Annotated in this window: 17 protein-coding genes; 13 read left to right on the forward strand and 4 right to left on the reverse strand. The window is 61.8% G+C overall.

The features are described from left to right. Positions 1-216: 216 nt before the first annotated feature. The 7 genes from bcsO to GKQ23_RS01850 all read left to right on the forward strand — a co-directional run bounded on the left by bcsO (position 217) and on the right by GKQ23_RS01850 (position 12,560). Complete coding sequence (bcsO, locus tag GKQ23_RS01820; protein ID WP_212409613.1) at positions 217-1,221, forward strand: cellulose biosynthesis protein BcsO; 1,005 nt, start codon at positions 217-219, stop codon at positions 1,219-1,221. Beyond that, the gene (gene bcsQ / locus GKQ23_RS01825) at positions 1,212-2,009 is read left to right on the forward strand and encodes a cellulose biosynthesis protein BcsQ (protein WP_056240759.1); all 798 of its coding nucleotides are present in this window, start codon (positions 1,212-1,214) and stop codon (positions 2,007-2,009) included. The genes bcsO and bcsQ overlap by 10 nt, the downstream gene beginning before the upstream one ends. 89 nt (positions 2,010-2,098) lie before the next feature. Beyond that, complete coding sequence (bcsA, locus tag GKQ23_RS01830) at positions 2,099-4,198, forward strand: UDP-forming cellulose synthase catalytic subunit (RefSeq protein WP_212409614.1); 2,100 nt, start codon at positions 2,099-2,101, stop codon at positions 4,196-4,198. Further along, positions 4,195-7,044 (forward strand): cellulose biosynthesis cyclic di-GMP-binding regulatory protein BcsB, encoded by a 2,850-nt coding sequence (gene bcsB, locus GKQ23_RS01835; RefSeq protein WP_249168461.1) that lies wholly within the window; start codon positions 4,195-4,197, stop codon positions 7,042-7,044. Before bcsA ends, bcsB begins: the two co-directional genes overlap by 4 nt. Next, complete coding sequence (locus GKQ23_RS01840; protein WP_212411522.1) at positions 7,044-11,084, forward strand: cellulose biosynthesis protein BcsC; 4,041 nt, start codon at positions 7,044-7,046, stop codon at positions 11,082-11,084. The genes bcsB and GKQ23_RS01840 overlap by 1 nt, the downstream gene beginning before the upstream one ends. 2 nt (positions 11,085-11,086) lie before the next feature. Then, positions 11,087-11,551 (forward strand): cellulose biosynthesis protein BcsD, encoded by a 465-nt coding sequence (bcsD, locus tag GKQ23_RS01845; protein ID WP_056240752.1) that lies wholly within the window; start codon positions 11,087-11,089, stop codon positions 11,549-11,551. 16 nt (positions 11,552-11,567) lie between these two features. Beyond that, complete coding sequence (locus GKQ23_RS01850) at positions 11,568-12,560, forward strand: glycosyl hydrolase family 8 (RefSeq protein ID WP_212409615.1); 993 nt, start codon at positions 11,568-11,570, stop codon at positions 12,558-12,560. 47 nt (positions 12,561-12,607) lie between these two features. Here the strand turns inward: GKQ23_RS01850 and bcsE are convergent, their stop codons facing one another. Then, positions 12,608-13,960: a cellulose biosynthesis protein BcsE gene (gene bcsE / locus GKQ23_RS01855; RefSeq protein WP_249168462.1), complete on the reverse strand. Its 1,353-nt coding sequence runs from the start codon at positions 13,958-13,960 to the stop codon at positions 12,608-12,610. 347 nt (positions 13,961-14,307) lie between these two features. Here bcsE and GKQ23_RS01860 point away from each other — a divergent pair, with 347 nt between their 5' ends. The 6 genes from GKQ23_RS01860 (at position 14,308) to GKQ23_RS01885 (ending at position 23,523) form a co-directional block, all read left to right on the forward strand. Beyond that, the gene (locus GKQ23_RS01860) at positions 14,308-15,795 is read left to right on the forward strand and encodes an EAL domain-containing protein (protein WP_212409617.1); all 1,488 of its coding nucleotides are present in this window, start codon (positions 14,308-14,310) and stop codon (positions 15,793-15,795) included. A 229-nt stretch (positions 15,796-16,024) separates the two neighbouring features. Then, positions 16,025-17,299 (forward strand): dicarboxylate/amino acid:cation symporter, encoded by a 1,275-nt coding sequence (locus GKQ23_RS01865; protein WP_212409618.1) that lies wholly within the window; start codon positions 16,025-16,027, stop codon positions 17,297-17,299. Positions 17,300-17,562: 263 nt separating this feature from the next. Continuing rightward, a complete protein-coding gene (locus tag GKQ23_RS01870) occupies positions 17,563-19,059 on the forward strand; it encodes a pitrilysin family protein (protein ID WP_212409619.1) in 1,497 nt (498 codons plus the stop codon). Positions 19,060-19,180: 121 nt separating this feature from the next. Further along, positions 19,181-20,476 (forward strand): alginate lyase family protein, encoded by a 1,296-nt coding sequence (locus tag GKQ23_RS01875; protein WP_212409620.1) that lies wholly within the window; start codon positions 19,181-19,183, stop codon positions 20,474-20,476. A gap of 151 nt (positions 20,477-20,627) precedes the next feature. Continuing rightward, positions 20,628-21,404, forward strand: a complete 777-nt coding sequence (gene pdeH, locus GKQ23_RS01880) for a cyclic-guanylate-specific phosphodiesterase (RefSeq protein ID WP_056240733.1) — start codon at positions 20,628-20,630, stop codon at positions 21,402-21,404. A gap of 58 nt (positions 21,405-21,462) precedes the next feature. Further along, positions 21,463-23,523: an AsmA family protein gene (locus GKQ23_RS01885; RefSeq protein WP_212409621.1), complete on the forward strand. Its 2,061-nt coding sequence runs from the start codon at positions 21,463-21,465 to the stop codon at positions 23,521-23,523. Between the two features lie 39 nt (positions 23,524-23,562). On the opposite strand, the gene GKQ23_RS01890 is transcribed toward GKQ23_RS01885, so the two are convergent. From GKQ23_RS01890 to GKQ23_RS01900, 3 genes are all read right to left on the reverse strand, one after another. Continuing rightward, positions 23,563-23,865, reverse strand: coding sequence for a helix-turn-helix domain-containing protein (locus GKQ23_RS01890; protein WP_212409622.1), 303 nt, complete (start codon positions 23,863-23,865; stop codon positions 23,563-23,565). Then, a complete protein-coding gene (locus tag GKQ23_RS01895; protein ID WP_212409623.1) occupies positions 23,846-24,217 on the reverse strand; it encodes a type II toxin-antitoxin system RelE/ParE family toxin in 372 nt (123 codons plus the stop codon). The genes GKQ23_RS01890 and GKQ23_RS01895 overlap by 20 nt, the downstream gene beginning before the upstream one ends. A 165-nt stretch (positions 24,218-24,382) precedes the next feature. Further along, on the reverse strand, positions 24,383-25,711 hold the full coding sequence (locus GKQ23_RS01900) for an MFS transporter (RefSeq protein ID WP_212409624.1): 1,329 nt from the start codon (positions 25,709-25,711) through the stop codon (positions 24,383-24,385). Between the last annotated feature and the right edge of the window lie 696 nt (positions 25,712-26,407).

Consider the following 26,407-nt stretch of genomic DNA (forward strand, 5'->3'; position numbering starts at 1 on the left):
CGTAAGATATTTCGAAAGTCTAAGATTCCCCTCACGTAATTAATAAACTCCAACCGATAATTACACAGATGATAAATAACATCTGCAATGAATAATTTCACTTAGTGTCGTTCATTTCATTGACAAAAATAATGTGAATATGCCATCAGAACTCTCTTAACTCTTTATTAGAGTGTGTTATATTGCGAAAAATCCACAACCTGCGCGATCATTCTCATGAAAAGCTATGATGACTTGCAGCGTTTTAAAGAAAAAACGCAAACGGACCATATTGAGTTCAAAGACATGTCGGAGCAGTCGCTTAATTCAGATACCACTAACTGGGCGATAATCAAACAGTTACTGAATGATGACGCAGGTTCGGTGCTGGAAAAAAGCCAGCGTATCGACGTCGCGGCACCGCAGCCGATCGATCCTTCTTCGTTTGCGCCCCCGCCTGCGCCGGTGGCCGCCGCACCCGCTAAACCGGCGGTGCAGTCCTTTGCCACCACCACGGCGGCCAGCGGCGGTTCGCTGCTCGACAGCATCTCTTCATCGCTGAAATCAGCCGCCGCCGCCGCCGCTGCGCCGGTTACTGCGCCACCCGCATTGGCTTCCGCCGCGCATGCCCAGCATCCGGGCTTAACCCCGGCGGAAACGGCGGCGGAGTCGGCGGCGCTGCGCCCGGCGCCGGTGGCACAGATCACTTCGGCGGCGGGCAGTTCGCTGTTTGAACAGCTGGCGGCACAGACGCCGCCGCGCGCCGCCGCATCGGTGACGCCGCTGCAGGCGTCCGTAGCGGTTGCCGCGCCTGCTCAGGCCCCGGCCACGACGTTGAGCGTATCGGCCACCGCGCCGGTTGAGCCGCACAGTGCACCACCACAGCAGCAGAGCACGCCGCTTATCGCACAGCTACAGCAGCAGAGCACGCCGCAGTCTGTGCCATCGCAGCAGCCTGTGGCACCGCTCAGCAGCGTCTCTGCCAGCGTGCCACCCTCGCCGCACGGGCTGTTCCCGCCGGCCGCCGCCCAGCCGACAGCGGCTCCGGCAACGGGCTGGGTGCAGAGCACCGCCGATGCGCGGGAAGCGGCCACCCCTCCGGCGTGGAACGTCCCGCCGCAGAGCGGTAGCGCGGATATCCACTATAAGCAGTTATTTGGTTCCGCCGGTGCCGCTGCCCGCGCGGTATCCAAAGAGAGTTTATTACAACCCCTGTTGGAGAAAATTGCCTCATGCCGTTAGTCTGCGTCTGTTCCCCTAAAGGCGGTGTGGGTAAAACCACTATGGCAGCCAACCTTGCCCATGCGCTGGCGCGCGGGGGCAGCAAAGTGCTGGCAATTGATTTCGACGTGCAGAACGCGCTGCGCCTGCACTTTGGCGTGCCGCTGTCCGACGGGCGGGGCTATGTGGCGAAGTCGTCAGAGGCCTCTGACTGGAGTCAGTCGATCCTGACCACCGGCGGCAATATCTTCGTACTGCCTTACGGCGACGTCAGCGAAGATCAGCGAATGGAGTTTGAAAATAATCTCTCCCACGATCCCAACTTCCTCGTCCGTGGGCTGAATACCGTCCTTAACTACCCGGGGCTGGTGATCATCGCCGATTTTCCCCCGGGCCCGGGTCCGGCGCTTAAAGCCATGGCGGCGCTGGCCGATATGCATCTGGTGGTGATGCTGGCGGATACCGCCTCGCTGTCGCTGCTGCCGCAGGTTGAGAACGAAAAAATGATCGGCGGTGCGCTGAACCACCGTGGCGGCCACTACTTCGTGCTCAACCAGAGCGACAGCCGCCGCCATATCAGCCGCGACGTCACGGCATTTATGCAGCAGCGGCTGGGCGACAAGCTGGTCGGGGTGGTCAACCGCGATGAGAGCGTGGCCGAAGCTAACGCCTCCCAGCAGTCGATTTTTGATTTCAGCCCGGTTTCTGCGGCGGCCTTTGATATTGAACTGATCGCCAAACGCCTTTCCGCCCTGCTGGATATCAAAGTCGGCGATGGCGAAATGAGTGCACCGCTGAAATCACGTTAACCATCAGCACTGATGCCGGGCAGGGATGCCTGAATACGCGTGGTGTCGCCACTACGAAATGAATGCCTGTTCGTGTTCAGGATGACCTTATGAAAAAAGCCCTGTTCTATCTGCTGCTACTGCTGCTGGCTCCGGTGGTTGCGGTGATCATCATTACCCCGATGGATAGCCAGAAACAGTACACCTTCGGTCTGATCTCTATCGCCATTCTGTTTCTGCTCGGCCGGATTAAAAGCCAGAAAGTGTCGATGATCATGGTGTTTCTCTCCGCCATGATGTCGACGCGCTATATCTGGTGGCGGGCCACCGAAACGCTGCACTTCAACTCGGAAGTCGAGGCGATCCTCGGGATCGGCCTGTTTATCGCCGAGCTGTACGTGTGGCTGATCCTGATCCTCGGCTATCTGCAGACCTCGTGGCCGCTGAAGCGCAACATTGAGCCGCTGCCGGATGACGTCAGCCTGTGGCCGACGGTGGACGTCTACGTCCCCAGCTATAACGAAAGCCTCGACGTGGTGCGCGACACGGTGCTGGCCGCGCAGTGTATCGACTACCCGCGTGACAAGCTGAAAATCTATCTGCTGGATGACGGCAAGCGCAGCGAATTTGCCCGCTTTGCCGCCGACGTTGGCGTCGGCTACATCACCCGTGATGACAACCGCCACGCCAAGGCCGGCAACCTCAACCACGCGATGAAGATCACCAAAGGTGAGCTGATCTGCGTGTTTGACTGCGACCACGTCGCCACCCGTACCTTCCTGCAGGCCACCGTTGGCGCGTTCCTCAAAGACGACAAGCTGGCGCTGCTGCAGACGCCGCACTACTTCTACTCGCCGGATCCGTTTGAACGTAACCTGAAGGCGGCGCGTGAAATCCCCAACGAAGGGGCGCTGTTCTACGGCCCGGTGCAGCAGGGCAACGATAACTGGAACGCCACCTTCTTCTGCGGCTCCTGTGCGGTGATCCGCCGCTCGGCGCTGGAACAGATCGGCGGCTTTGCGGTGGAAACCGTCACCGAAGATGCGCATACCGCGCTGAAAATGCAGCGCCTCGGCTGGGGCTCGGCCTTCCTGGCGATCCCGCTGGCGGCGGGGCTGGCTACCGAGCGTCTCGGCCTGCATATCGTGCAGCGTACCCGCTGGGCGCGCGGCATGACGCAGATTTTCCGCGTCGATAACCCGCTGCTGGGGCGCGGCCTCAAGTGGCAGCAGCGCCTGTGCTACCTCAACGCCATGCTGCACTTCCAGTTCGGCCTGCCGAGGGTTATCTTCCTCACCGCGCCGCTGGCGTACCTGCTGTTTAACCTGAATATCATTCACTCTTCGGCCAGCCTGATCTTCTCTTACGTGCTGCCGCACCTGGTGATGTCGCTGTACGTCAACTCACGGATGAACGGCCGCTTCCGCGCCACCTTCTGGGGTGAGATCTACGAAACGGTGATGGCCTTCCACCTGGTGATCCCGACCCTGCTGACCATGATCTCGCCGAAGCACGGTAAGTTTAACGTGACCGATAAGGGCGGCCTGCTCGACGTCGGCTTCTTCGACTTCAACATCGTGCGCCCGCACGTCATCTGCGCGCTGCTGCTGACCGCCGGGGTGATCAGCGGCCTGGTGCGCGCCTTCGCCCATGACTACTTCGGCGTGGACCCTTACGTGATCGCGCTTAACGTCGGCTGGGCGCTGTTCAGCCTGATTATTCTGATGGCGGCGATCGCCGTGGCGCGTGAAACCAAGCAGGTGCGTAAAACCATCCGTATCGACGTCAGTATTCCGGTGGTTGTCCACTACGCCAGCGGCATCTCCTCGCGCAGCCAGACCATCAACCTGTCGATGGGCGGCGTGCAGCTGAAGGCGCCGGATCGTCGTCATGAAGATGACCAGATCGAAGCGGTCGACCTGATGCTGCAGACCGGGGCGATCTCGATTCCGGTGCACCTGATCGACGCCAGTGCCGGCATTATCCGCCTGCAGTTCCAGGATATTCCGCTGTCGCGCCGCCGTGAGCTGGTGCGGGTGGTGCTGTCGCGCGCCGATGCCTGGATCAACCCGCCGGGCCGCAAGGACAATCCGCTGCGCTCGCTGATGACCATTATTCGCACCGTCTTCGAACTGTTCTGGCTGAGCTGGAAAGATGGCCGGTCAAACAGGAAAAATAAGCTTAAAGCGGAAGAGGATGGCGTGGCATGAAGAAACTGGTATGGCGCGCGCTTTGCCTCGGCACCGCACTGACCCTCGGCAGCGCCCAGGCGACCCCGGCTGACCGCAGCGCGGACAATGACCTGCTGCGCAGCTTTATGCCGCAGGGGCAGGAGAGTGACCCGGCCGCCGCCGCTAACGGCGGTAGTACCCCGGCTGGCGGCAGCGCTGCTGCCACCGCTAATACCACGGCTGGCGGCAACGCCGCACCGGCGTGGCCGGCGAACGACAGTAGCGCTGCGGGCAATGCTGCTGCCACCGGTAATACCACGGCTGGCGGCAACGCGGCTCCGGCCTGGCCGGCGAATGACAGTAGCGCTGCGGGCAATGTTGCTGCCACCGATAATACCACGGCTGGCGGCAACACCGCACCGGCGTGGCCGGCGAATGACATTAGCGCTGCGGGCAATGCTGCTGCCACCGGCAACGCGGCTCCGGCCTGGCCGACCAACGGTAATGCTGCCGCTACCGGCAGCGCTGCCCCGGATGTCTCTACCCCCGTCGCCGCTGACCAGGCGGATGACAGCGGGCAGCAGGGCCTGCCGTCCGGTGACGATGCGGCGCTGCCACCGGCCAGCGTCAGCGATATTCCCGGCCTGCCGCCGCTGCCTGCGCCGGTGGATGCCACCCCGACCAGCAGCGCGCCGTCGCTGGCCGGCATGTCGATCAACCAGCCGCTCAGCAGCCAGGTCAGCGTGGCGCAGATGGGCCAGCCGCAGGGTGTGACCCTGACCGGCGGCCAGCTGCAGTCCGGTATCGTCTTTACCCTGCCGACCGACGAAGTGATCACCAACGCACGCCTGAACCTGTCGCTGAAGGTGTCGCAGGCGCTGGCGGCGCGCAATACCTCGCTGCAGCTGATGCTCAACGGCCAGCCGCTGGGCACCCTGCCGCTCAGCGCCTCGGATCGCAACACCGAAGATTTCCAGCTGGATATCCCGGCGGCGATGGTGGTCTCCAACAACAATCTCAGCTTTAAAATCAACGACGCCGACCAGCTGATGTGTGAGCGCGACAGCGCTGAGCAGTATCAGGTCACCATCCTGCCCGCCACCACCCTGGCGCTGGAAGGCCAGCAGCTGAATATCGGCACCAGCCTGCGCAACTTCCCGCGGCCGTTTATCGACCCGCTGCGCATGAACCCGGCCAGCGTGCCGATGATCTTCAGCGATAACGTTAACCCGGGTGACGTCTCGGCGGCGGCGATCCTCGCCTCGTGGATGGGCATTCAGGCCGACTATCGTGGCATCAGCTTCCCGGTGCTGCGCGGCCAGCTGCCGGAGAAAAACGGCGTGGTGTTTGGCCGCCCCGGCGAGAAGATCGGCAACCTGACGCTGCCGGCGTCTGATACCCCGCTGCTGCAGATTGTCGATAATCCGGATAACCCGGTCTACAAGCTGCTGCTGGTGGTGGGCAAGGACGACGCCCAGATGCGTCAGGCGGCCTGGCGTTTAATGCAGCCGTTCAACGCCGATCGGCCGCAGCTGGATGTGGCCTCACAAACCATGCCGGTGCGTAAACCTTACGATGCGCCGCGCTGGATCAATACCGAACGCCCGGTGCGCCTCAGCGAACTGCTGCGCCAGGATCAAAACCTGACCACCAACGGCATCTGGCACGATGCGCTGCGCGTTAACTTCCGTGCGGCGCCGGACCTGTTCCTGTGGGATGGCGACACCCTGCCGGTGCAGCTCAACTACCGCTTCCCGTCAGAGAGCTGGATTGATGAAGATAACTCACTGCTCAACGTCACGCTGAACGGCACCTTCCTGCGCAACCTGACGGTGAACAAAGTCGGCCTGCTGGAGAACATCTGGCACCGGCTGGGCGGCGACGCGCGCCAGGAGAAGTACACCCTCAAGCTCGATCCGTACCTGATTTACGGTGATAACCAGCTGCAGCTCTATTTCAATATCAAACCGAAGGCCAGCGCGCCGTGCAGCGTGCTGAGCAACAACAACATTAAGAGCCGGATTGAGGAAGATTCGTATATCGACCTGAGCAATACCCGGCACTTCACGCTGTTGCCGAACCTCTCTTACTTTGTCGGCGCCTCCTTCCCGTTCTCGCGGCTGGCGGACTACTCGCAAACCGTGCTGATGCTGCCGGAGCGTCCGGCTAACGCCGAAATCAGCACGCTGCTGGATCTGGCAGGCCGTTCCGGTAACGCCACCGGCGTGGCGCTGAGTCATAACAACGTGCTGTTTGGCATCCCGAGCGGCGGCACCCTGCGCGAGCGGCTGGAGAACAGCGACGTGCTGTCGGTTTCGACCCTGAAACAGACCGCCTTTAACCAGGAGATGCTCTCCGCTTCGCCGTACGAAGTGCAGAACCATACGCTGGGGGTGAAGGTGCCGGGCACGCTGGACAAGGCGCGCGCCTGGCTGACCGGTGACTGGACCCAGCAGACGCTGGATGCCGATCGCTACTTCTCCTCGAACGAGGACTGGCGCGGCTTTGTCAGCTATCGCTCGCCGTGGAACAGCAGCCGGCTGGTGGTGATGACCGTCGCCACCGATGACGATCAGCTGGCGCGTCTGCAGAACGATCTGACCCAGCCGCGCATTAACGCCGGCATCCGCGGCGACACCGCGGTGATCACCGATGAGACCGGTATCCGCAGCTTCCGCGTCGGGCCACAGTTCCCGAGCGGCCAGATGCCGTGGTACATGATGGTGGTGTGGTACGCCAACCAGCACGCGGTGCTGCTGGCGCTGCTGGCGCTGTTCAGCGCCCTGCTAATCGGACTCAGTACCTGTGCGCTGCTGAAGCGTCACGCCTGGCGGCGTCTGCACCCGCAGAACCCTTCCCGAGACTCTGGCGAGGATAAAGAATGATGAAAACGTCCCTCACGCTGTTAAATGCCAGAATACGTCAGAGCTGGATCACGGGCGGCAGCCTGGCGCTGTCGCTGCTCAGCCTGCCCGCGCTGGCGGCAGACGCAAACCCGGCGGTACAGGCGCTGTTCGCCCAGGCCAACTACTGGCACCAGAAATCGCACGACGATCTGGCGCGTGAGGCGCTGCAGAAGGTGCTGATGGTGGATGCGAATAACACCGAAGCCATCTACCTGATGTCGCTGTGGTCGCAGCAGAACGGCGACAACGCCGCCGGGGCCAAATGGCGTGAACGGCTCAGCGCGCTGTCGCCGAACGATCCGCGGCTGGTCGAGCTGGATAACGCCCGCCAGCTGCAGACCATCCCGGCGGCGCAGCTGTCGCTGGCCCGTCAGCAGGCGCGCAGCGGCAACACCGCCGCCGCGCTGCAGACCTGGCGTAACACCTTCAGCGGCAACGTGCCGCCGCCGAGCGTGGCGGCAGAGTACTATCTGACCATGGCCGGCGACCGCACCCTGCTGCCGCAGGCGGTGGATAACCTGCGCCAGTTCAGCGCGCAGAACCCGCAGGACAACGCCGCGCGGCTGGCGCTGGGTAAGGCACTGACCTACCAGGAGTCGACGCGTCGCGAAGGTGTGCAGATGCTGGAAAGCATGGCCGGCGGCAGTGCGGACGCCGACCGTTCACTGCGCCAGGCGCTGCTGTGGCTTGGCCCGCAGCCCGCCGACAGCACGCTGTACCAGAATTTTCAGCAGCGCCACCCGCAGGATACGGAGGTGATGAACCACTTCCGTAAAAACGTCGGCGGCGCGGCGAAAGGCCAGGGCTTTACCGCGCTGAACAGCGGCGACGTCTCCAGCGCGCAGAGCGCCTTTAACCAGGTGCTGCAGACCAACCCACAGGATGCCGACGCGCTGGCCGGCCTCGGCTACGTGGCGCAGCGCAGCGGTAACTATGCCCAGGCGGCTGACTACCTGGAGCGGGCGGCGAAGCTCGGCGGCAACGACAGCCAGCAGCGCCAGCAGCAGGCGGACGATGCGCGCTTCTACGGCCAGCTGGCGTCTGCACAGCAGGCGATGAAAGCCGGCGACAGTGCGAAAGCGCTGGCGCTGAGCGAGCCGCTGGTGCAGGCCAGCGGTGAGAAGGGCGAGGCGGCGAAGCTGTTCCGCGCCGACGTGCTGCGCCGCAACAACCAGCTGGACCAGGCCGAGCAGACTTACCGCAGCGTGCTGGCCGCTGACGCCGACAACCGCCCGGCGAAAGAGGGGCTGTTCTACGTGCTGCGTCAGCAGAACCGCACGGCAGAGGCCAATACCCTGCTCGCCTCGCTGCCCGCCAGCGTGCGCGAGGCGGTAACGCCGCGCCCGGTGGCGACCAGCGACCCGGTACGCCGTGACGCGAAACAGGCGCTGGCCGCCGGCAACCCGCAGCGCGCGATCACCCTTCTGCAGCAGGGGATGCAGCGCTTCCCCAACGATGCCTGGCTGCGCCTTGACCTGGCCCGTATTTACCAGCAGCAGGGCGATGCCGCTGCCGCTGCAGGCGTGATGCAGCCCGCTTACCGCAACGGTGCCAGCAGCAACGAAGTCTACGCGGCGGCGCTGTTTGCCAGCGAAAGCGGGGCCTGGGCGCAGGCCAACAGCCTGCTGGCGCGCATTCCGGCGCGCAGCCAGAATGCCGACATGCGCACGCTGGCGCAGCGGGTCAACTTCAATCAGCAGATGAGCGTGGCGAAGCAGTATCTCGACCAGGGCTCCAGCGCGGCGGCGGCTAACACGCTGAAGGCGCTGGCGGCTAACCCGCCTTCCGCCCCGGCAGACGCCGGTAACCTGGCGAAAGCGCTGGCGCAGTCCGGCGATATGGCCAGCGCGGTCGCGGTGGTGCGCGGCAACATGCGCCGCGGCGTGCAGGGTAACGCCGGCGACTATGCGGCGCAGGTGGACGTACTGAATCAGGCCGGGCTGGGCGCGGAGGGGCAGAGTTTCCTCAGCAGCCCGGAGCTGCAGTCGCGCAGCACCCCGGCGCAGCTGGCCAGCCTGCGTAACGGCGGGGTAATTCAGGAAGCCGACCGCCTGCGCGAGCAGAAACAGTATGCGGCGGCGTATGACAAGCTGATCTCGGCGGTGCAGAGCGATCCGCAGAACACCGATCTGATGTTTGCCATGGCGCGCCTGTATCAGTCCGGCAAGATGAATAAAGAGGCGGGGGTGGTCTATGACTACCTGATGACCCGCGATACGCCAACCCAGGACGCCCGCGAAGGGGCGGTAAACGTGGCGCTGGCGCTGGACGACGTGCCGAAAGCCCGGACGCTGGCCGGCGGCCTGCGCGGTGAACAGACGCCGCAGCGCCTGCTGCTGCTGGCCCGCGTCTCCGAAGCTGAGGGCGACCATAACCAGGCGCTCAGCTACCTGCGCACCGCGCGCGGCAAGATGATCGGCCTGCAAGGGGCGCAGACCGGCAGCAATCCGTCGGTGGGCGGCCTGCTGGCCTCCGATAACCCGTTTATCAACCGCACCACGCTGTCGCCGCGCCCGTCGCCATCCGCCTACGGCAGCACCATGCCGTGGCAGCAGGCACCCAACTACCGCGATTACCGCAATATCGACGGCGTGCCGCTGAACGGCGGCAGCGAGGTGGCGACGCAGCAGAACCAGACGCTGCACCAGATCGACACCATGATGGCGGAGATGGAGAAAGATACCGGCACCTGGGCACAGGCCGGCATCCAGATCCGCGGGCGCGACGGCGAGAACGGCCTGAGCAAGCTGACCGAAGCCAAAGCGCCGCTCACCTGGTCCAGCGCGCCGCTGGGCGACGCGCGCTTTGACTTTACCGTCACGCCGATCACCCTGAGCGCGGGCAGCGCCAGCGGCGACGCCTACCGCCGCCTCGGCAGCGGCGCGGGCGAGCAGGCGATCTCCAACCTGATCACCACCATCAAAAGCGAGCAGGCCTACCTGGCGACGCTCAACGCCACCGATCTGGCCACCTTTAACGCGGCGAACCCGGGGGTGGCGTCGGCGCTGACCGCGCTGGGCAGCGTCAGGTTTGACGACCTCAACCCGCTGACCTCAACCGGGCTGAACAACCTGACCAGCCTGAACAACAACACCGCGCTGAGAGACTATCTGGTCGCGTCAACGCGTAAGCAGAACACCGACGAGGTGATGGACAGCTCCAGCGATTCGCAGAGCGCCACCGGCGTCGAGCTGAACCTGGCGCTGACCGGCAGCAACTATAAAATCGACCTCGGCAGCACGCCGCTCGGCCAGGATCTCAGCACCCTGGTCGGTGGGGTGAAGTGGGCACCGAAACTCACCGACTACCTGACGCTGATCCTGACCGGCGAGCGCCGGGCGGTCACCGACAGCCTGCTCTCCTACGTTGGCACCAAAGATCGCCTCTCCGGCAAGAGCTGGGGCCGGGTAACCAAAAACGGCGGTAACGCGCTGTTAAGCTACGACGATGGTGACGCCGGCTTCTACGTCGGCGGCGGCGTTTACAGCTACCTCGGTGAGAACGTGGCCAGTAACAAAGGGCTGGTGGGCAACGCCGGTGCCTACGTGCGGCCGTTCCACTATAACGATCGCGAGCTGAAGACCGGTATCAGCATCAGCTGGATGGATTTCTCGAAAAATCTCAGCTACTACAGCTACGGTCAGGGCGGCTACTTCAGCCCGCAGAACTTCGTCAGCGTCTCGTTCCCGGTCGACTATTCGCAGACCTATGATGATCTGAGCGTGCGCGTCGGCGGCTCGGCGGGCTATCAGTCCTATACCCAGGACCGCAGCGCCTACTTCCCGAACAACGCTGACTGGCAGTCGGCGCTGGAGGCGGCGGCCACCGCCGGTTTCGCCAAAGAGGCTTACTACTCCGGCGGCAGCAAAAGCGGCATCGGCTATAATCTGCACGCCGGCGCGGACTACAAAATTAATAAAGACGTCACCATCGGCGGCCAGATCGGCTATGACACCTTTGGTGAATATAACGAAAGTACGGCGCAACTCTATTTCCGCTACATGCTGGGAGGCAAATAAGCATGAGTCAGTTACCGGATCGCACCCTGAACTACTATCGCCAGCAGCAGGTCCAGCCCGGCTGGTTTGATCTGCTGAGCGTGATGATTCACGGCATGCTGCACAACGCCGGCGAGCGCGAAAGCCAGGCATTTTTACAGCAGATGGGCGATAACCTGGCCCGCCGCTATCCGCTGGGCCGCGCCGCCACCGTCAGCGAGCTGGAGGCGCGGGCTAATCAGGTGCTGGCGCGGTTTGGCTGGGGGGTGATCGACATTCAGCCGTATGAGACGGCGATGGTTATCGATCACGTCGCGCTGCCGCCGGGGGACAGCCTGCTGTCGCCGGAGCAGTGGCAGCAGGCGTTTGCTGCGGTGCTGCTGGGCCTTTACGCGCGCTGGCTGCGCGAGCAGGGCGGGCGTGAGCACGTTGCGCTGGCCGTTGAAGCCAGCGGCGAAACCGCGCTGCGCTTTCGTTATCAGGTTTAAGAGGATTATCAGGGATATGTTGAGGGTGATGGTATTGGCACTGGCGATGGTGCTGGGCGCGGCTCAGGCCAGCGCCGCAGACGGCTGGAGCAGTTTTAAAACGCGTTTTCTGACCAGCGATGGTCGCATCCAGGACACCGGTAATAAGAACATCAGCCATACCGAAGGGCAGGGTTACGCCATGCTGATGGCGGTGTTTTACAACGATCGCAGCAGCTTTGAACAGCTGTGGGGCTGGACCGAAACCCACCTGAAAAACCCGGCCAATGGCCTGTTTTACTGGCGCTATCAGCCCGCGGCCGCCGATCCGATCGCCGACAGAAACAACGCGTCAGACGGTGATGTACTGATCGCCTGGGCGCTGCTGAAAGCCGGTGAAAAATGGCAGGTTCCCGCGTGGCTGAAGGCGTCTGACGCCATTCAGCGTGAGATCCTGGCGCGTAACGTCACCACCTTCGGTAACCGCACGGTGATGCTGCCCGGCGAGCAGGGGTTTAATAAAAACACCTACGTGATCCTCAATCCGTCCTACTTTATCTTTCCCGCCTGGCAGGATTTCGCCCGCCGCAGCCATCTGCAGGTGTGGAATCAGCTGATTAGCGACGGCCTGGCGCTGCTGGGTGATATGCACTTTGGCGACAGCAACCTGCCGCTGGACTGGGTGGTACTGAACGCCGACGGCAGCCTGGCCCCGGCTACCGCCTGGCCGCCGCGTTTCAGCTACGATGCGGTGCGCATTCCGCTCTATCTCGCCTGGTATGACGATCAGAGCCTGCAGCTGGTGCCGTTCCAGCGCTTCTGGATGAACTTTTCACGCCTGCAAACCCCGGCGTGGATCGATGTGATGAGCAACAACAAGGCCACCTACAATATGGCCGGTGGGCTGCTGGCGGTGCGCGATCTGACGCTGAATGAAACCGGCTATCTCAACGATACGCTGGCGCCAACGGAAGATTACTACTCCTCCAGCCTGCATCTGCTGACCTGGCTGGCGTATAAAGCTCGCTAGGGAAACGGTGCGTTAAGGGCAGGCCGCATGGTACGGCCTGCCTCAGGTCACTCTGCGGTTTCCAGCTGGCGCAGTTCATCGGCGATCTGCGCATCGCCATACCAGACGCTCTGCAGCGCCACCAGCTCGGCATGGGGGCGGCGGAAGATAAATTTCAGCGCGATGCTCAGATCGCTGAAGCGGCAGGATGACAGGAACAGATAAATCTGGTCATCGGCGGTGGTCAGCAGATCGCCAAAGCGGCGTGGCTGGCACTGTGGCAGCACCTCTGCCAGGCTCATCCCGCTGACCGGCTGCAGCGCGACCAGCAGGCCTTTACCGTCAACAGGCAGTGCCGAGCTGTGCAGTAAGCCGTGTACCGCCCGGCAAAAAGCCGCCGTCGGCAACAACCCCTTCTCCTTCATCGGCTGGACTGATTTTAACAGCACGTCGATCTGTGCCGGGACAAAACGGTTAAACATCTGCCCCTGCAGATCGTCCAGCACGGCAAGAAAACGGTTGTCCGGCGTATTGAACGGGATCACGGCGTTTACGCCACAGGCCAGCAGCAGTCGTTCATCGCTGTAGCGCAGTGCGGTGCGCGTCTCTCTGATCGCCATCTTCAGTGCGCTGCCGCGCTGGCAGCGCAGCGCATGAACGTGGCTGGCAAGCTCCACCACCTGGCTGTTGTGCTCAACGCTGAACACCACGGTGGCGGCGCTGACGTGTTCAGCGGCGCGTGCCAGCTGGTGGTTATCTTCGAACAGCGTCCACTGGCTGCCACGCGGCAGAATATCGGCGACGGCATTCCTGCTGGCTAAAAACAGCAGGGCATCGTTGATCACCGGCGCCGCCTCCCTGTGCAGGGTGAATCCGTGGCTGTCGGTGGTCAGCGCAAAGGTCTTATCCTGCAGCTCCCCGCCCTGATAGCGCCACCAGCGGATCCGGTATTCCCAGTCATGTGGCTGCTTATCCAGCTGAGAGAGTCCATCAATGTGGCTGTGCAGCGTTTGCAGCCGGTCACGCAGGGGAGGACCTTCCGTTTCGCGGGTGATGATTAATAGGGTTGACTGTCGTGCTGATAACCAGTTTTTTACATTCTGCAGCCAGCGGGTTAACGCCCCGGGCGCTATTTTTTGCCACAGCGAAGCCGAATGATAAAATAAAAGAAATCGCGGGGCAGATGTCAGGCCGCGTGACAGCGTATCGGTCAGCTGCTGCAGGGCATCAGGCGTTTCAGGCAAAGCAAAGAACGCCACATCCGCGCTGTTGACCAGCCCGTCCGGCAGCAGCAGCTCAGGCGGTTCGGCCACCGTACCGATCAGCGCCAGCATCGGCTGCGCGGCGACGATTTGCCGTACCAGCAGGCGTGCGTCCTCCTGACGATCCACCGTGACCCAGTAGCAGCCCGGCGATTGCATCAGTATTAATTCATTCTGAAGTTGACTCAGCCCTAAGGTAAATGAAATCGTCATAATCGTGTTCGCATCACGGATGTTCGGTTATGAGGTCTGACTGTCCTTAACAAGAATGAGATAAACTCTTATCAGTCCGCATACCTTACAACGTAAATGCCGCCACCGCGCGTGAATCTTTAAGAAAAGCCTTAAACCAATCCTCATCAGGCGTGATAACGTAAGTCGTGAAATCGGCCCGGCCGGTGGGATATCCGCAGGCTGTCCCGCTACCTGCCCGCGTTTCAGGTATACTCTGGGCTGGTTGGCCCGAGGTGTTTGGGATCGGGTAGTCAGGGATTCGGAGAGCAGGTTTGCGCATCAGTCGATCATTAACGATTAAGCAGATGGCGACGGTGTCAGGCGTTGCGGTAGTCACCATCTGTATTTTTATCGTCATCCAGCTTTTCCACTTTGTGCAACAGCGCAGGATTGACTATGCCCAGCAGATGGAGAATGTCGCCCACACGGTGCGCCAGCCGCTGTCTCAGGCGGTGCTGAAGGCCGATATCCCGCAGGCGGAACGCATTCTTAACTCGCTGCGCCCGGCCGGGATCCTCGCCCGCGCCGAAGTGGTGCTGCCGAACGGCCTGCAGGCGCTACACACCGACTTCGAGCCGGAAAAACCGGTGCCGCGGTTCGTCGCCCGGTTGTTCGAGCTGCCGGTACAGATTACCGTGCCGCTCTACTCGGTCGAACCCGCCAACCCGAAGCCGCTGGCGATGCTGGTGCTGCAGGCGGACTCCTGGCGCGTCTATCAGTTTATCCTCAGTGCCATGTCGACGATGGTCACCACCTTCCTGCTGCTGGCGCTGATCCTGTCGATCGCCATCAGCTGGTGCATCAACCGGCTGATGGTGCGGCCACTGCGCAAAATCGCCCATGAGCTGCGCGACCTGCCGGCGCAGGCGCTGGCAGGCCATCAGCTGGAGCTGCCACGCTATCACCGCAACGATGAGCTCGGCCTGTTGATTCGCCACTACAACCGTAATCAACGCCAGCTGGCGGCGCTGTCGTCACCGCTGGCGGACAACTATGATATCGCCGGCCTGCTGGCCGCCGGCAGATTTGCCCTGTGGCTGCAGCCGCAGGTCGATATGCGCAGCGGCGAGCTGGTCGGTGCAGAAGCGCTGCTGCGCCTGCAGCAGCCTGACGGCAGCTGGAGCCTGCCGGAGGACCTGATCGCCTGTGCCGAGCAGAACGGCGAGATCCGCCCGCTCGGGCGCTGGGTGCTGGAAGAGTCCTGCCGGCTGCTGACCGGCTGGCAGCAGCAGGGGATTACGCTGCCGCTGAGCGCCAACCTGTCGGTGATCCAGCTCAGGGACCCGCTGGTTATCGAACATCTGCAGTCGCTGCTGCAGCGCTATCCGATCGTCCCCGGCAGCCTGATGCTGGAGATCACCGAAACCGCGCAGGTCGGCGAGCTGGGCCATGCGCTGCAGCTGCTGCGTCAGCTGCGACAGAGCGGGCTGTCGGTGGCGCTGGATGACTTCGGTATGGGTTATGCCAACCTTGACCTGCTAAGCCAGTTCAAAACGCTGCCGGTGAGTAAAATCAAAATTGACCGCAGCTTTGTCGCCACCCTGCCGGCTGACGATGTGATGGTGCGCATTATCGCGGCGATTGCCGGCATCATTGAGCTGGACGTGGTCGCCGAAGGCGTGGAAACGCCGCAGCAGCGTGATGCGCTGCTGGCGCTCGGCCTGACGGTTGGCCAGGGCTTCCTGTTTGCCGAGGCGCTGCCTCCGGCCGTTTTTGACCGCCGCTACTTTTCGCACTCCTCAGCAATCAGCGATAATTGAACCTTTTGGGTAAAATTATCTGCTGACGTGATTCAGTTCATAAAATCAGTACAACGCTGGCCGATCTGGTCGACCACGGGTATTAATCCTGTTAACCGGGTGTTATTTTCGCGCTGTTCCAACACAAAATTATAAATAATTATTCGCCGAACGGGTGCGGCCGCCAGCGTGCACGCCGCTCCGCTCCGGCAGAATATGCGCAACCACCACGTCGTAAACCGGATACTCAATGAAAACATCCCTGTTCAAAAGTCTGTACTTCCAGGTGCTCACCGCGATCGCCGTCGGGGTGCTGCTCGGCCACTTTTACCCCGAGTTAGGTGCCCAGATGAAACCGCTGGGCGATGCCTTCGTCAAACTGATTAAAATGATTATTGCCCCGGTAATCTTCTGTACCGTGGTCACCGGCATTGCCGGCATGGAGAGCATGAAGGCGGTTGGCCGCACCGGTGCGGTGGCGCTGCTCTACTTCGAAGTGGTCAGTACCATTGCGCTGATTATCGGGCTGGTGGTGGTGAACCTGCTGCAGCCGGGGGCGGGCATGAACGTTGACCCGTCGACGCTGGATGCCAAAGCGGTGGCGGTCTACGCCCAGCAGGCCGAGCAGCAGGGGATCGTCGCCTTCCTGCTGGACGTGATCCCGGGCAGCGTGATCGGCGCCTTTGCCAGCGGTAATATCCTGCAGGTGCTGCTGTTTGCGGTGCTGTTCGGCTTTGCGCTACACCGACTCGGCGATAAAGGCACGCTGGTGTTCAACTTTATCGACAGCTTCGCCAAAGTGATCTTCGGCATCATCAATATGATTATGCGCCTGGCACCGATCGGGGCGTTCGGTGCGATGGCCTTCACCATCGGCAAGTACGGCGTCGGGTCGCTGGTGCAGCTCGGCCAGCTGATTATCTGTTTCTATATCACCTGCGTGCTGTTTGTGGTGCTGGTGCTGGGGCTGATCGCCCGGCTGGCCGGCTTCAATATCTTCAAATTTATCGCCTACATCAAAGAGGAGCTGCTAATCGTGCTCGGCACCTCCTCCTCCGAGTCCGCGCTGCCGCGCATGCTGGATAAAATGGAAAAGCTCGGCTGTAAAAAGTCGGTGGTTGGCCTGGTGATCCCCACCGGTTACTCGTTTAACCTCGACGGTACGTCCATCTATCTGACGATGGCCGCGGTGTTTATCGCCCAGGCGACCAACAGCCATATGGACATCTGGCATCAGATAACCCTGCTGGTGGTGCTGCTGCTGTCGTCGAAAGGGGCGGCCGGCGTTACCGGCAGCGGCTTTATCGTGCTGGCGGCTACGCTCTCCGCGGTCGGCCATCTGCCGGTGGCCGGGCTGGCGCTGATCCTCGGCATTGACCGCTTTATGTCAGAGGCGCGTGCGCTGACCAACCTGATTGGTAACGGGGTGGCGACCGTGGTGGTGGCAAAATGGGTTGGCCATCTCGACGAAGATCAACTGCAGGCCACGCTGAAAGGTGACAAAACGGCGGAAAAAGCGGTGTGAAATCGTAAATTACGCTGTTAATTCATCAAAATAGCCGACAAATGCCCGCCGCGACTTGCCCTCGCGGCGGGCATTTGCATAATAACCCCAGGTTTTTTTATGATTTTTTATTCCGCTGTGTGACATCCTCGCCAATGCGTGGTCTAAAAAGCTGTTTGCTGAACACCACCGGGCAAAAGGCATCAGCCGCCGGATGACATCAGGTACAGCAGGAAGCATATCGCCAGTGATTTTTTTTGGTTTGTGATTGAGTAGGGGTTCACATGCAGGGCACCAGAATGCGTCTTTGGATAGGTGGGACAGTGCTGGCGCTGGCAGGCGGCGCGGCACAGGCGGAGACACTCCAGCCCGATCCCGCCTGGCAGCAGGGAAAACTGGAAAACGGTTTTAGCTGGCAGCTGTTAACCACGCCACAGCGCCCGAGCGACCGCGTCGAGGTTCGGCTGATCGTTAACACCGGATCGCTGGTAGAGAGCGCTCAGCAGGCGGGTTACAGCCATCTGCTGCCGCGCCTGGCGCTGGTGCATAACGCCACCCTCGACCCGGCCCAACAGCGCTCGCTGTGGCAGCAGGCCATCGACCCGCAGCATCCGCTGCCGCCTGCCGTGACTTCTTATGACTACACCCAGTACAACCTCAGCCTGCCCAACAACCGCCCGGAAATGGTAAAAGAAGCCCTCAGCTGGCTGGCCGCCACCGTGGGAAAAATGACCATTAACGAGCAGGTGGTCAACACCGCGCTCAACGCGGACGACCCGATTGCCACCTGGCCGGCCAACCCACAGGACGTCTGGTGGCGCTATCGCCTGAAAGGCTCGGCCTTGTTGGGCCATGAACCGGCCGCAGCGGTCAAAACCCCGGTTGATATGGCGCAGCTCACCGCTTTCTACAGGCAGTGGTACACGCCGGACGCGATGACGCTGATCGTGGTCGGTAACGTCGACAGCCGCAGCCTGGCCGAGCAGATTACCAAAACCTTCTCGCCGCTGTCCGGCAAACGCGATCAGCCGTCGGCGCTGCCGACGCTCTCTCCGCTGCCGACCCAGCCGGTTAACCTGGTGAATAACGCCATCGGCCAGGATCGCCTGTCGCTGGTGTGGGATAACCCGTGGCCGCCGATCCGCGAATCACAAAACCTGCTGCGTTACTGGCAGAGTGACCTGGCAAGGGAAGCGCTGTTCTGGCACGTACAGCGTACCCTGGGTGAGAATAAGACCCAGGGCGTGCAGGTTGGTTTCGACTGCCGGGTGCTCTTCCAGCGCGCGCAGTGCGCCATTAATGTGGATGCCGACAACGCGGCGCTGGTCAGCGCCACCGACCTGCTGGCAAAAGAGATGGCCAGCGTGCGTGACAAAGGTCTGAGCCAGGCGGAGTTCGATCAGCTGATGGCACAGAAAACCAACGAGCTGAACAAGCTGTTTGCCACCTATGCCCGCACCGATACGGACGTGCTGATGAGCCAGCGCCTGCGTTCGCAGCAGAATGCGGTGGTGGATATCGCTCCGGAACAGTATCAGAAGCTGCGCCAGGCGTTCCTCGCCGGCCTGACGCTTCCGATGCTTAATCAGGAGCTGCGCCAGCAGCTAAGCCAGGATATGACCATGGTGCTGATGCAGCCACCGGGCGAGCCGGAAACCAACGTCAGGCTGCTGCAGCAGAACTGGCAGAAAGTGATGGCCCCGGTCGCTGACGCAGCCCCGGCGGCGGCGGCTGACGACGGCCACGCCACGGCACCCGCCGAGAGCAGCGCCGCGCAGTAAGTCAACGCTCACTCGCGTGAGCCGAAGCAGGCGGCCGTAAAGGCCACCTGCATCCTGACCGCCGGTCTCCGACCGCCCGCGCACCTCCGGCGACCGGTCCCATCCGTCCGGAGAGTCCACCATGAACCCGCTTATCCGCCCGATACGTCGACTGCTGCTGCTGGCCGGCCTGCTGTTCAGCCTGGCCTGCCAGGCTGAGTCGTTCGCATTTCTTAACGCTGCCGATCTGGCGCTCAACCGTCAGCGGCTGGCGCAGCACAACGCCCCCGGGCTGACCCTGACCGCCTGGCAGCAGCTGCAGCACGAGGCGGATAAGGCGCTGAAACAGCCGCTGCTGAGCGTGACGGATAAGCGACTGACCCCTCCGGGCGGCACAAAACATGACTACCTCAGCCTGAGCGCCTACTGGTGGCCGGACCCGGCAAAAGCGGACGGCCTCCCCTGGCTGCAGCGTGACGGGCAGGTGAATCCGGCCAGCAAAAACGACGACAGCGACGGCGTGCGGCTGGCCACCTTTACTTCACGTGTGCAGGTACTCACTCTCGCCTGGTACTTCTCCGGCGATACCCGCTACGCCACCCGCGCCACTGAACTGATCCGCCACTGGTTTATTGACCCGGCCAGCCGCATGAACCCCAATCTTAACTTTGCCCAGGGGGTGCCCGGCATCGCCGCGGGCCGCCACACCGGCGTGCTCGACGGCCGCTACTTTGCCACCCGGCTGGTTGACGCGCTGGTGATGCTGCGCCGGGCACCCGGCTGGCAGGCGGACGACGAACGGCAGATGCGGCGCTGGCTGAGCGACTACCTCGACTGGCTGTTAACCAGCAAACGGGCGCTGGGCGAAGCCGCGGCGAAAAACAACCACGGCAGCTGGTACAGCACCCAGGTGGCGGGCATCGCCTGGTACCTGCAGCGGCCTGAGATCGTACGTGAAATGGTCAGCCAGGCGCGGCAGCGCCTCAACGGTCAGCTCGCCGCCGACGGCAGCCAGCCGCTGGAGCTGGCGCGTACCCGCTCCTTCCACTACAGCTGGTTCAATTTACAGGCGCTGACCGCGCTGGCCGGGCTGGCTGCGCGCAGCGGCAACGGTGACCTGTGGCAGAGCAGCCCGGCGGGGCCGCCGGGGCTGCTGAGCGCGCTGGATTTTATCGCTCCCTGGAGCGACGCCGCCCGGCCGTGGCCGTACAAAAACCGCGACCGTATCGCGATACGCCTGATTCCGCTGCTGGCACAGGCCGCTGACGCGACGGGCGGCGATCGCTACCGGCGTGAGATCGGACAGGCGGACTGGACGCTGCCGCCGGCCGGGGCCGCCCGCGGAGCCACACAGGCCGCTCTGCGCGAAACCTGGCTGCTGGCGGTGCCGCGCTTTGCCCGCGCTCAGCCGCGGCCAAATGATGATAAAACGCCCTAAAAGGCGTCTGTTACAGCGATTGAATCGCGCAGGGGTTGTTACCATCGAGGGGTATATGTGATCACAGTGTGCATAAAGTTCCGCAGTGCAGTGCCGATACTTGCCACACGGGATGCCAACGAAGGCGGACTCAACCCTAAGGATCTTAACCATGGTGCTGGATCAACTCAGCCACCGGCTTCCGTCCTCAATTGCCGTTCAACAGCAGCTTCAGGAGCGTGCCTACTGGCATCAGTGCCAGCGCGCCTATAACTTCCAGCCGATCTACCGCATTGACGGTAGCCTGATGGCGATAGAGCTGCTGACGGCGGTGTTTCACCCCACCGCCCCGAACCAACGAGTATCGCCGGAGCTTTACTTTGCAACGCTTGAGATCCCTCAACGCCTGCTGATTGTCGCCGAGCAGCTTGAACTGCTGCTCCAATGGGAAAAGGTGTTTATCGCCAGCAACACGGTGGCTTCGCTCAATATTGACGGGCCGACGCTGCTGGCGATTCAGCATGACCGAAAAGTGCGCCAGCTGATTGCGCGCTGCCCGTGGGTGCGCTTCGAGCTGGTGGAACACCACGTGCTGCCGCAGGAAGTGATCGTCGCGCAGATGCCGGAACTGGGGCCGCTGTGGCTGGACGACTTTGGTTCGGGAATGGCTAACTTCTCCGCCCTGACCGAACTGAAATATGACTACATCAAGCTGGCACGCGAGCTGTTTATCATGCTGCGTGAGAGCGATGAAGGGCGCAGCCTGTTCAATATGCTGCTGGCGCTGATCAACCGCTACTGCAAAGGGGTGATCGTCGAAGGGGTGGAAACTGCGGAGGAGTGGGAAGCCGTGCGTAACTCGCCCGCCTATGCCGCACAGGGCTATTTCTTTGCCCGCCCGGCGCCTTTTGCGCAGCTGGAGACGCTGCCGCTGACCTTTATCAAATAGCCGTTACGCCCATTTCGACTATCTTTACATAAGCGTTTAGCCAGTGTGAGGAACAGGAATGTCTCGTAGCGGCAGGGTAGTGAGTTGGACAGCGGCCATTCTGGTGCTGCTGGTCGCGGTCATCGTGGTGGTGATTGCCACCTTTGACTGGAACCGGCTGAAACCGACCATCAACCGCAAGGTCTCCGCCGAGCTGAACCGTCCGTTTGCCATTCGTGGCGATCTGGACGTCAGCTGGCAGCGTAACCGCAGCGAACCGGGCTGGCGGCGCTGGGTGCCGTGGCCGCAGGTTCACGCCCAGGATATTATGCTCGGCAACCCGCCGGAAATTGCCGACGTCACCATGGCGCACCTGGCGCGGGTGGACGCCACGCTGTCGCCGCTGGCGCTGCTGGGCAGACAGGTTTATCTGCCGTGGATCAAACTGCAGCAGCCGCAGGCGAAGCTGGTTCAGACCGCCGACGGTAAAAATAACTGGACCTTTACCCTTGCCGGTAGCGACGACAAAGACGCCGCTAAAACCCCTTCTGCCTGGTCCTTCCGCCTCGACACTATCGTCTTTGACGAAGGAACCCTCGGCTATCGCGACGCGATCAATAAAGCCAACGTGCAGGTTACCGTTAACCCACTGGGCAAACCGGTACCTTACGCGCAGCTGGCGGGCGGCAGGGACGATGAGAAGGGTGCGGCGGACTTTGTCTTCGGCTGGAAGGCCAGCGGCACATACAAAGACGAGCGGCTGAGCGGTGACGGCAAAATCGGCGGCATGCTGTCGCTGCGCAGCCAGACCACGCCGTTCCCGATTCAGGCTGACCTGCGCAGCGGCACCACCCGCGTGCGGGTCAGCGGCACGGTGCAGGATCCGCTCAACCCCGGCGGCATCGACCTGCGGCTGCGCTTCTCCGGCGATACCCTGGCCAACCTTTATGGCCTGACCGGCGTGCTGCTGCCGGATACGCCTCCTTATGAAACCGACGGCCAGCTCAGCGCCCGTTTCCGCGACAAGGGCGGGCCGGTGTTCCGCTATCACAACTTTAACGGCCATATCGGCGACAGCGATATCCACGGCTCGCTGACCTACAGCCAGATTAGCCCACGGCCGAAGCTGGAAGGCGAACTGGAGTCGAAGCAGCTGCGTATGGCCGACCTCGGGCCGCTGATCGGCGTCAACTCCGGTAAGGGCAGCGAAAAAACCGAACGGGCGAAGGCGAAGCGCGGCGATGCCTCCGGCCAGCCGGCCGATCGCGTACTGCCGCACGATAAGTTCGACACCAAAAACTGGGGCGTAATGGACGCCGACGTACGCTTCAGCGGCAAGCGCATTGAGCACAGCACCTCGCTGCCGCTAAGCGATCTCTCCACCCATCTGACGCTGAAAAACGGCGATCTGCGCCTCGACCCGCTGCGCTTCGGCATGGCAGGCGGCAGCATCAATTCCACCATCCACCTTGAGGGGGATAAGTCACCGATGCAGGGGCGTGCGGATATTCACGCCCGCGGGCTGAAGCTGCGCCAGCTGATGCCGGACGTGCAGGCGATGCAGAGCGCGCTCGGGCAGATGAACGGCGACGCAACGCTCCGCGGGCGCGGTAACTCGGTGGCCGACCTGCTGGCGACCAGCAACGGCGACCTGAAGCTGCTGATGAACGACGGGGTGATCAGCCGCAGCCTGATGGAGATCGTCGGCCTGAACGTCGGCAACTACGTGGTCGGCAAGCTGTTTGGCGATGATGAGGTTAAGATCAACTGCGCGGCGGCCAATCTGCAGGTCAACAACGGGCTGGCCGCCACCCGGCTGTTTGTCTTTGATACCGAGAACGCCATCATCAACATCGCCGGTACCGCCAACTTTGCTAACGAACGGCTGGATCTGAACATCAACCCGGACAGCAAAGGCATCCGCATTATTACCCTGCGCTCGCCGCTCTACGTGCGCGGCACCTTTAAAAATCCGGACGCCGGGGTGAAAGCCGGGCCGCTGATCGCCCGCGGTGCCGCCGCCGTGGCGCTCGGTGCGGTGGTGGCGCCGGCCGCCGCGCTGCTGGCGCTGATCTCCCCCAGCGATAACGACGACAACCAGTGCACGCGGGTACTGCAGCAGATGAAAAGCGGGAAGTAGCGGGCGGGCAGAGCGGTCTTCCGGCTGGCCGCTCTGCCTTTATAAGGAGAAGATAAAGTGCTCGCCATCCGCCAGCCTGACATCCACCTTCACCTCACCGCCCAGCGCTTCCACGTAGCGTTTCAGGGTGATCAGCTTGAGATCCTGCCCGCGTTTTTCCATCGCCGCCACGGTCGGCTGGCTGATGCCCATCTGCTGCGCCAGATCGCGCTGGGTCAGATTAAGCCGTTCACGCAGCTGGTAAAGGTGGTACTCAAGTTCCAGCTGGCGGGTCAGGTCGTTGATTTCCTGGCGGTCTTCATCAGGAAGCTGCGCCAGTATTTCATTCAGTGTTCTGCCCATCTTGTTGGCCTTCCATAGAGTTTAAATGCAGTTGAAATTGTCCATCGGCGATGCGAACCATCCTGCTGTAAAAGCGCTTTTCATCACCTTTTTTGCAGCCCGCGTTAAGGATGACTGCACGGCGTAGCGGATCGAATGCAAAAAATGCGCGCCACGGCACGCCGCTAATCTGTATCCGCAGTTCTTTCATATTGATAAATGCGGAGCCTTTAACGCTATCGACCAGCGGCCTGCCGAGTACCGGGCCACTTTTCTGTAACAGGCTGAGGGTAGCCAGCGTCTTATTACGTATGGCGACATCCTGCTTCCACAGCCATTGCTCAAACAGTTCGGTGGTCAGCACCGTCCACATGGTTATGCTCACTGATAGATTGTAATCTATATTTGAGCATAAACTGAACGGTTTTTTTGTCGATGGCGAAGATTTCAGGCAGGAATCTGGCGCTGAAAAAAAGTATGCAAGGAAGGGGGAGTGACAAAAAAATGCGGGCGGCCACGCGGTGGGCCGCCCGGGAGGTTAGTCAAACAGCGACTGGTTACGGGTCTCTTTACACAGGATCAGCGCAATCAGCGTCAGGCAGGCCATCGCGGCCAGGTAGAGGCCGACGTAGAACAGCCCGTAGGTATGTGCCAGCCAGGTCGCGATATAAGGTGCCACTGACGCGCCGAGAATCGACGACAGGTTATAGGAGAACGATGCCCCGGTATAACGCACCTCGGTCGGGAACAGCTCCGGCAGCAGCGCGCCCATCGGACCGAAGGTCAGCCCCATAATGCTCAGCCCGCACACCAGGAAGGCCATAATCAGCGTCTGGTTGCCGGAACCGAGCAGTGACGGGAACAGCAGCGAGAAGCCAATAATCAGCAGGGTAATGACGATCATCGTCCTGCGGCGGCCAAAGCGGTCAGCCAGCAGCCCGGCAACCGGTACCATCACGCCAAAGCCGATCACCGCCAGCATCAGCATCCACAGGAAGCTGTTACGCGGAATACCCAGCCCGTTCGGCGCCGGCGTGGTGCCGTAGGTCATCGAGTAGACGGTCATAATGTAGAACAGCGTATAGGTCGCCAGCATGATAAAGGTACCGATGATGGTGGTACCCAGATGCTTGCTCAGCAGCGTACCGATCGGCACCTTAACCTGCTTCTTCTCCTTCTGCACTTTGGCAAACACCGGCGACTCGTGCAGCGATACGCGCACGTAGAGGCCGATCAGTACCAGCACCGCAGAGAGCACAAACGGCACGCGCCAGCCCCAGCTCATAAACTGCTCGTCGCTCAGTACCGCGGAGAGCAGCAGGAAGGTGCCGTTGGCAAAGAAGAAGCCGATCGGCGCGCCCAGCTGCGGGAAGGAGCCGTACAGCGCACGCTTCTTCGCCGGGGCATTTTCAGTGGCCAGCAGCGCCGCGCCGCCCCACTCACCGCCGAGGCCGAGGCCCTGACCAAAGCGCGCCAGCGCCAGCAGCAGCGGCGCAAACACGCCGATGGTCTCGTAGGTGGGCAGCAGGCCGATCGCCACCGTTGAGATGCCCATGGTCAGCAGCGAGGCGACCAGCGTCACCTTACGCCCGGCACGGTCGCCGAAGTGACCAAACAGCGCGGAGCCAATCGGGCGGGCAACGAAGGCGATGGCAAAGGTGGCCAGCGACTGCAGCGTCGCGACGGTGGCATCCCCCTGCGGGAAGAAGATATGCGGGAAGACGATCACCGCCGCCGTAGCATAAATATAGAAATCGAAAAATTCGATTGCGGTTCCGACCAGCGAAGCGACCACCACTTTACCGCGTGAATTTACGGGCGTGGCGTCGGGTTCGGCGTCGATGGATGGTGCGATGGTGGCTGGCATAATGGATTCTTATATTTTATTCAGTGAACCCAAAATACTACGCACAGCCTTACGCCCATTCAATGGGGGTAAAAGCCGCACCGGGCAGGGCGACGGCGCGAAAAGAGGATAATGTTCGATACGCGATATTTGCAGGAATATGGCAGGGCTAAAGCGACATTTTTTGGCGTGATTCACTGCAAAACGGCCAAATAAAAGTTTACACTCAGCGATAAATGCTGACAATTGCGGCTTTTTTCAGCACCAATCGCGATATTTAGCTGCTTTTACGGCGGCTGCCTTCCGTTTACGCGGCGGTGGCGGCTGAGGAACGGGGGGGGGGGGTGCTGGCCAGCGGCGCGGGCGGCAGGCTCGGACAATTCGTACTTCGTTGAGTAAAGGTTGATGAAGGTAACCATCACGGCGGTTTACAACGCCCTTGCCGCAGGCTTAGAATTTCGCCACTTTCTTTTATGGAGCACACAATTGGACAGTCACCCTGTAACCGACATGTTTTAACGGCAGGCCTGCATCCGTTGTGCGCCTGCCGTCACCCGGCGGGCGTTGTTTCACCTCCTTATCCGAGCTGTCTCATCCCCCCTTTTACTGCCCCCGCGCCGCGCTAACGCCGCTGGCGTGCGGGCGTTGTTGACCCGTTTATCGCAAGGACATTTCGATGAAAGAACCTCCGTCACGAGAGAGGCCGGGCGCGCATAC

This window comes from Erwinia sp. E602 (genome assembly GCF_018141005.1).
Classification (GTDB): domain Bacteria; phylum Pseudomonadota; class Gammaproteobacteria; order Enterobacterales; family Enterobacteriaceae; genus Erwinia.

Bases quoted from the DNA above. Each gene is read 5' to 3' on its own strand.
- bcsO (WP_212409613.1), top strand. From the start codon at position 217: ATGAAAAGCTATGATGACTTGCAGCGTTTTAAAGAAAAAACGCAAACG.
- bcsQ (WP_056240759.1), top strand. From the start codon at position 1,212: ATGCCGTTAGTCTGCGTCTGTTCCCCTAAAGGCGGTGTGGGTAAAACC.
- bcsA (WP_212409614.1), top strand. From the start codon at position 2,099: ATGAAAAAAGCCCTGTTCTATCTGCTGCTACTGCTGCTGGCTCCGGTG.
- bcsB (WP_249168461.1), top strand. From the start codon at position 4,195: ATGAAGAAACTGGTATGGCGCGCGCTTTGCCTCGGCACCGCACTGACC.
- GKQ23_RS01840 (WP_212411522.1), top strand. From the start codon at position 7,044: ATGAAAACGTCCCTCACGCTGTTAAATGCCAGAATACGTCAGAGCTGG.
- bcsD (WP_056240752.1), top strand. From the start codon at position 11,087: ATGAGTCAGTTACCGGATCGCACCCTGAACTACTATCGCCAGCAGCAG.
- GKQ23_RS01850 (WP_212409615.1), top strand. From the start codon at position 11,568: ATGTTGAGGGTGATGGTATTGGCACTGGCGATGGTGCTGGGCGCGGCT.
- bcsE (WP_249168462.1), bottom strand. From the start codon at position 13,960: ATGCAATCGCCGGGCTGCTACTGGGTCACGGTGGATCGTCAGGAGGAC.
- GKQ23_RS01865 (WP_212409618.1), top strand. From the start codon at position 16,025: ATGAAAACATCCCTGTTCAAAAGTCTGTACTTCCAGGTGCTCACCGCG.
- GKQ23_RS01870 (WP_212409619.1), top strand. From the start codon at position 17,563: ATGCAGGGCACCAGAATGCGTCTTTGGATAGGTGGGACAGTGCTGGCG.
- GKQ23_RS01875 (WP_212409620.1), top strand. From the start codon at position 19,181: ATGAACCCGCTTATCCGCCCGATACGTCGACTGCTGCTGCTGGCCGGC.
- pdeH (WP_056240733.1), top strand. From the start codon at position 20,628: ATGGTGCTGGATCAACTCAGCCACCGGCTTCCGTCCTCAATTGCCGTT.
- GKQ23_RS01885 (WP_212409621.1), top strand. From the start codon at position 21,463: ATGTCTCGTAGCGGCAGGGTAGTGAGTTGGACAGCGGCCATTCTGGTG.
- GKQ23_RS01890 (WP_212409622.1), bottom strand. From the start codon at position 23,865: ATGGGCAGAACACTGAATGAAATACTGGCGCAGCTTCCTGATGAAGAC.
- GKQ23_RS01895 (WP_212409623.1), bottom strand. From the start codon at position 24,217: ATGTGGACGGTGCTGACCACCGAACTGTTTGAGCAATGGCTGTGGAAG.
- GKQ23_RS01900 (WP_212409624.1), bottom strand. From the start codon at position 25,711: ATGCCAGCCACCATCGCACCATCCATCGACGCCGAACCCGACGCCACG.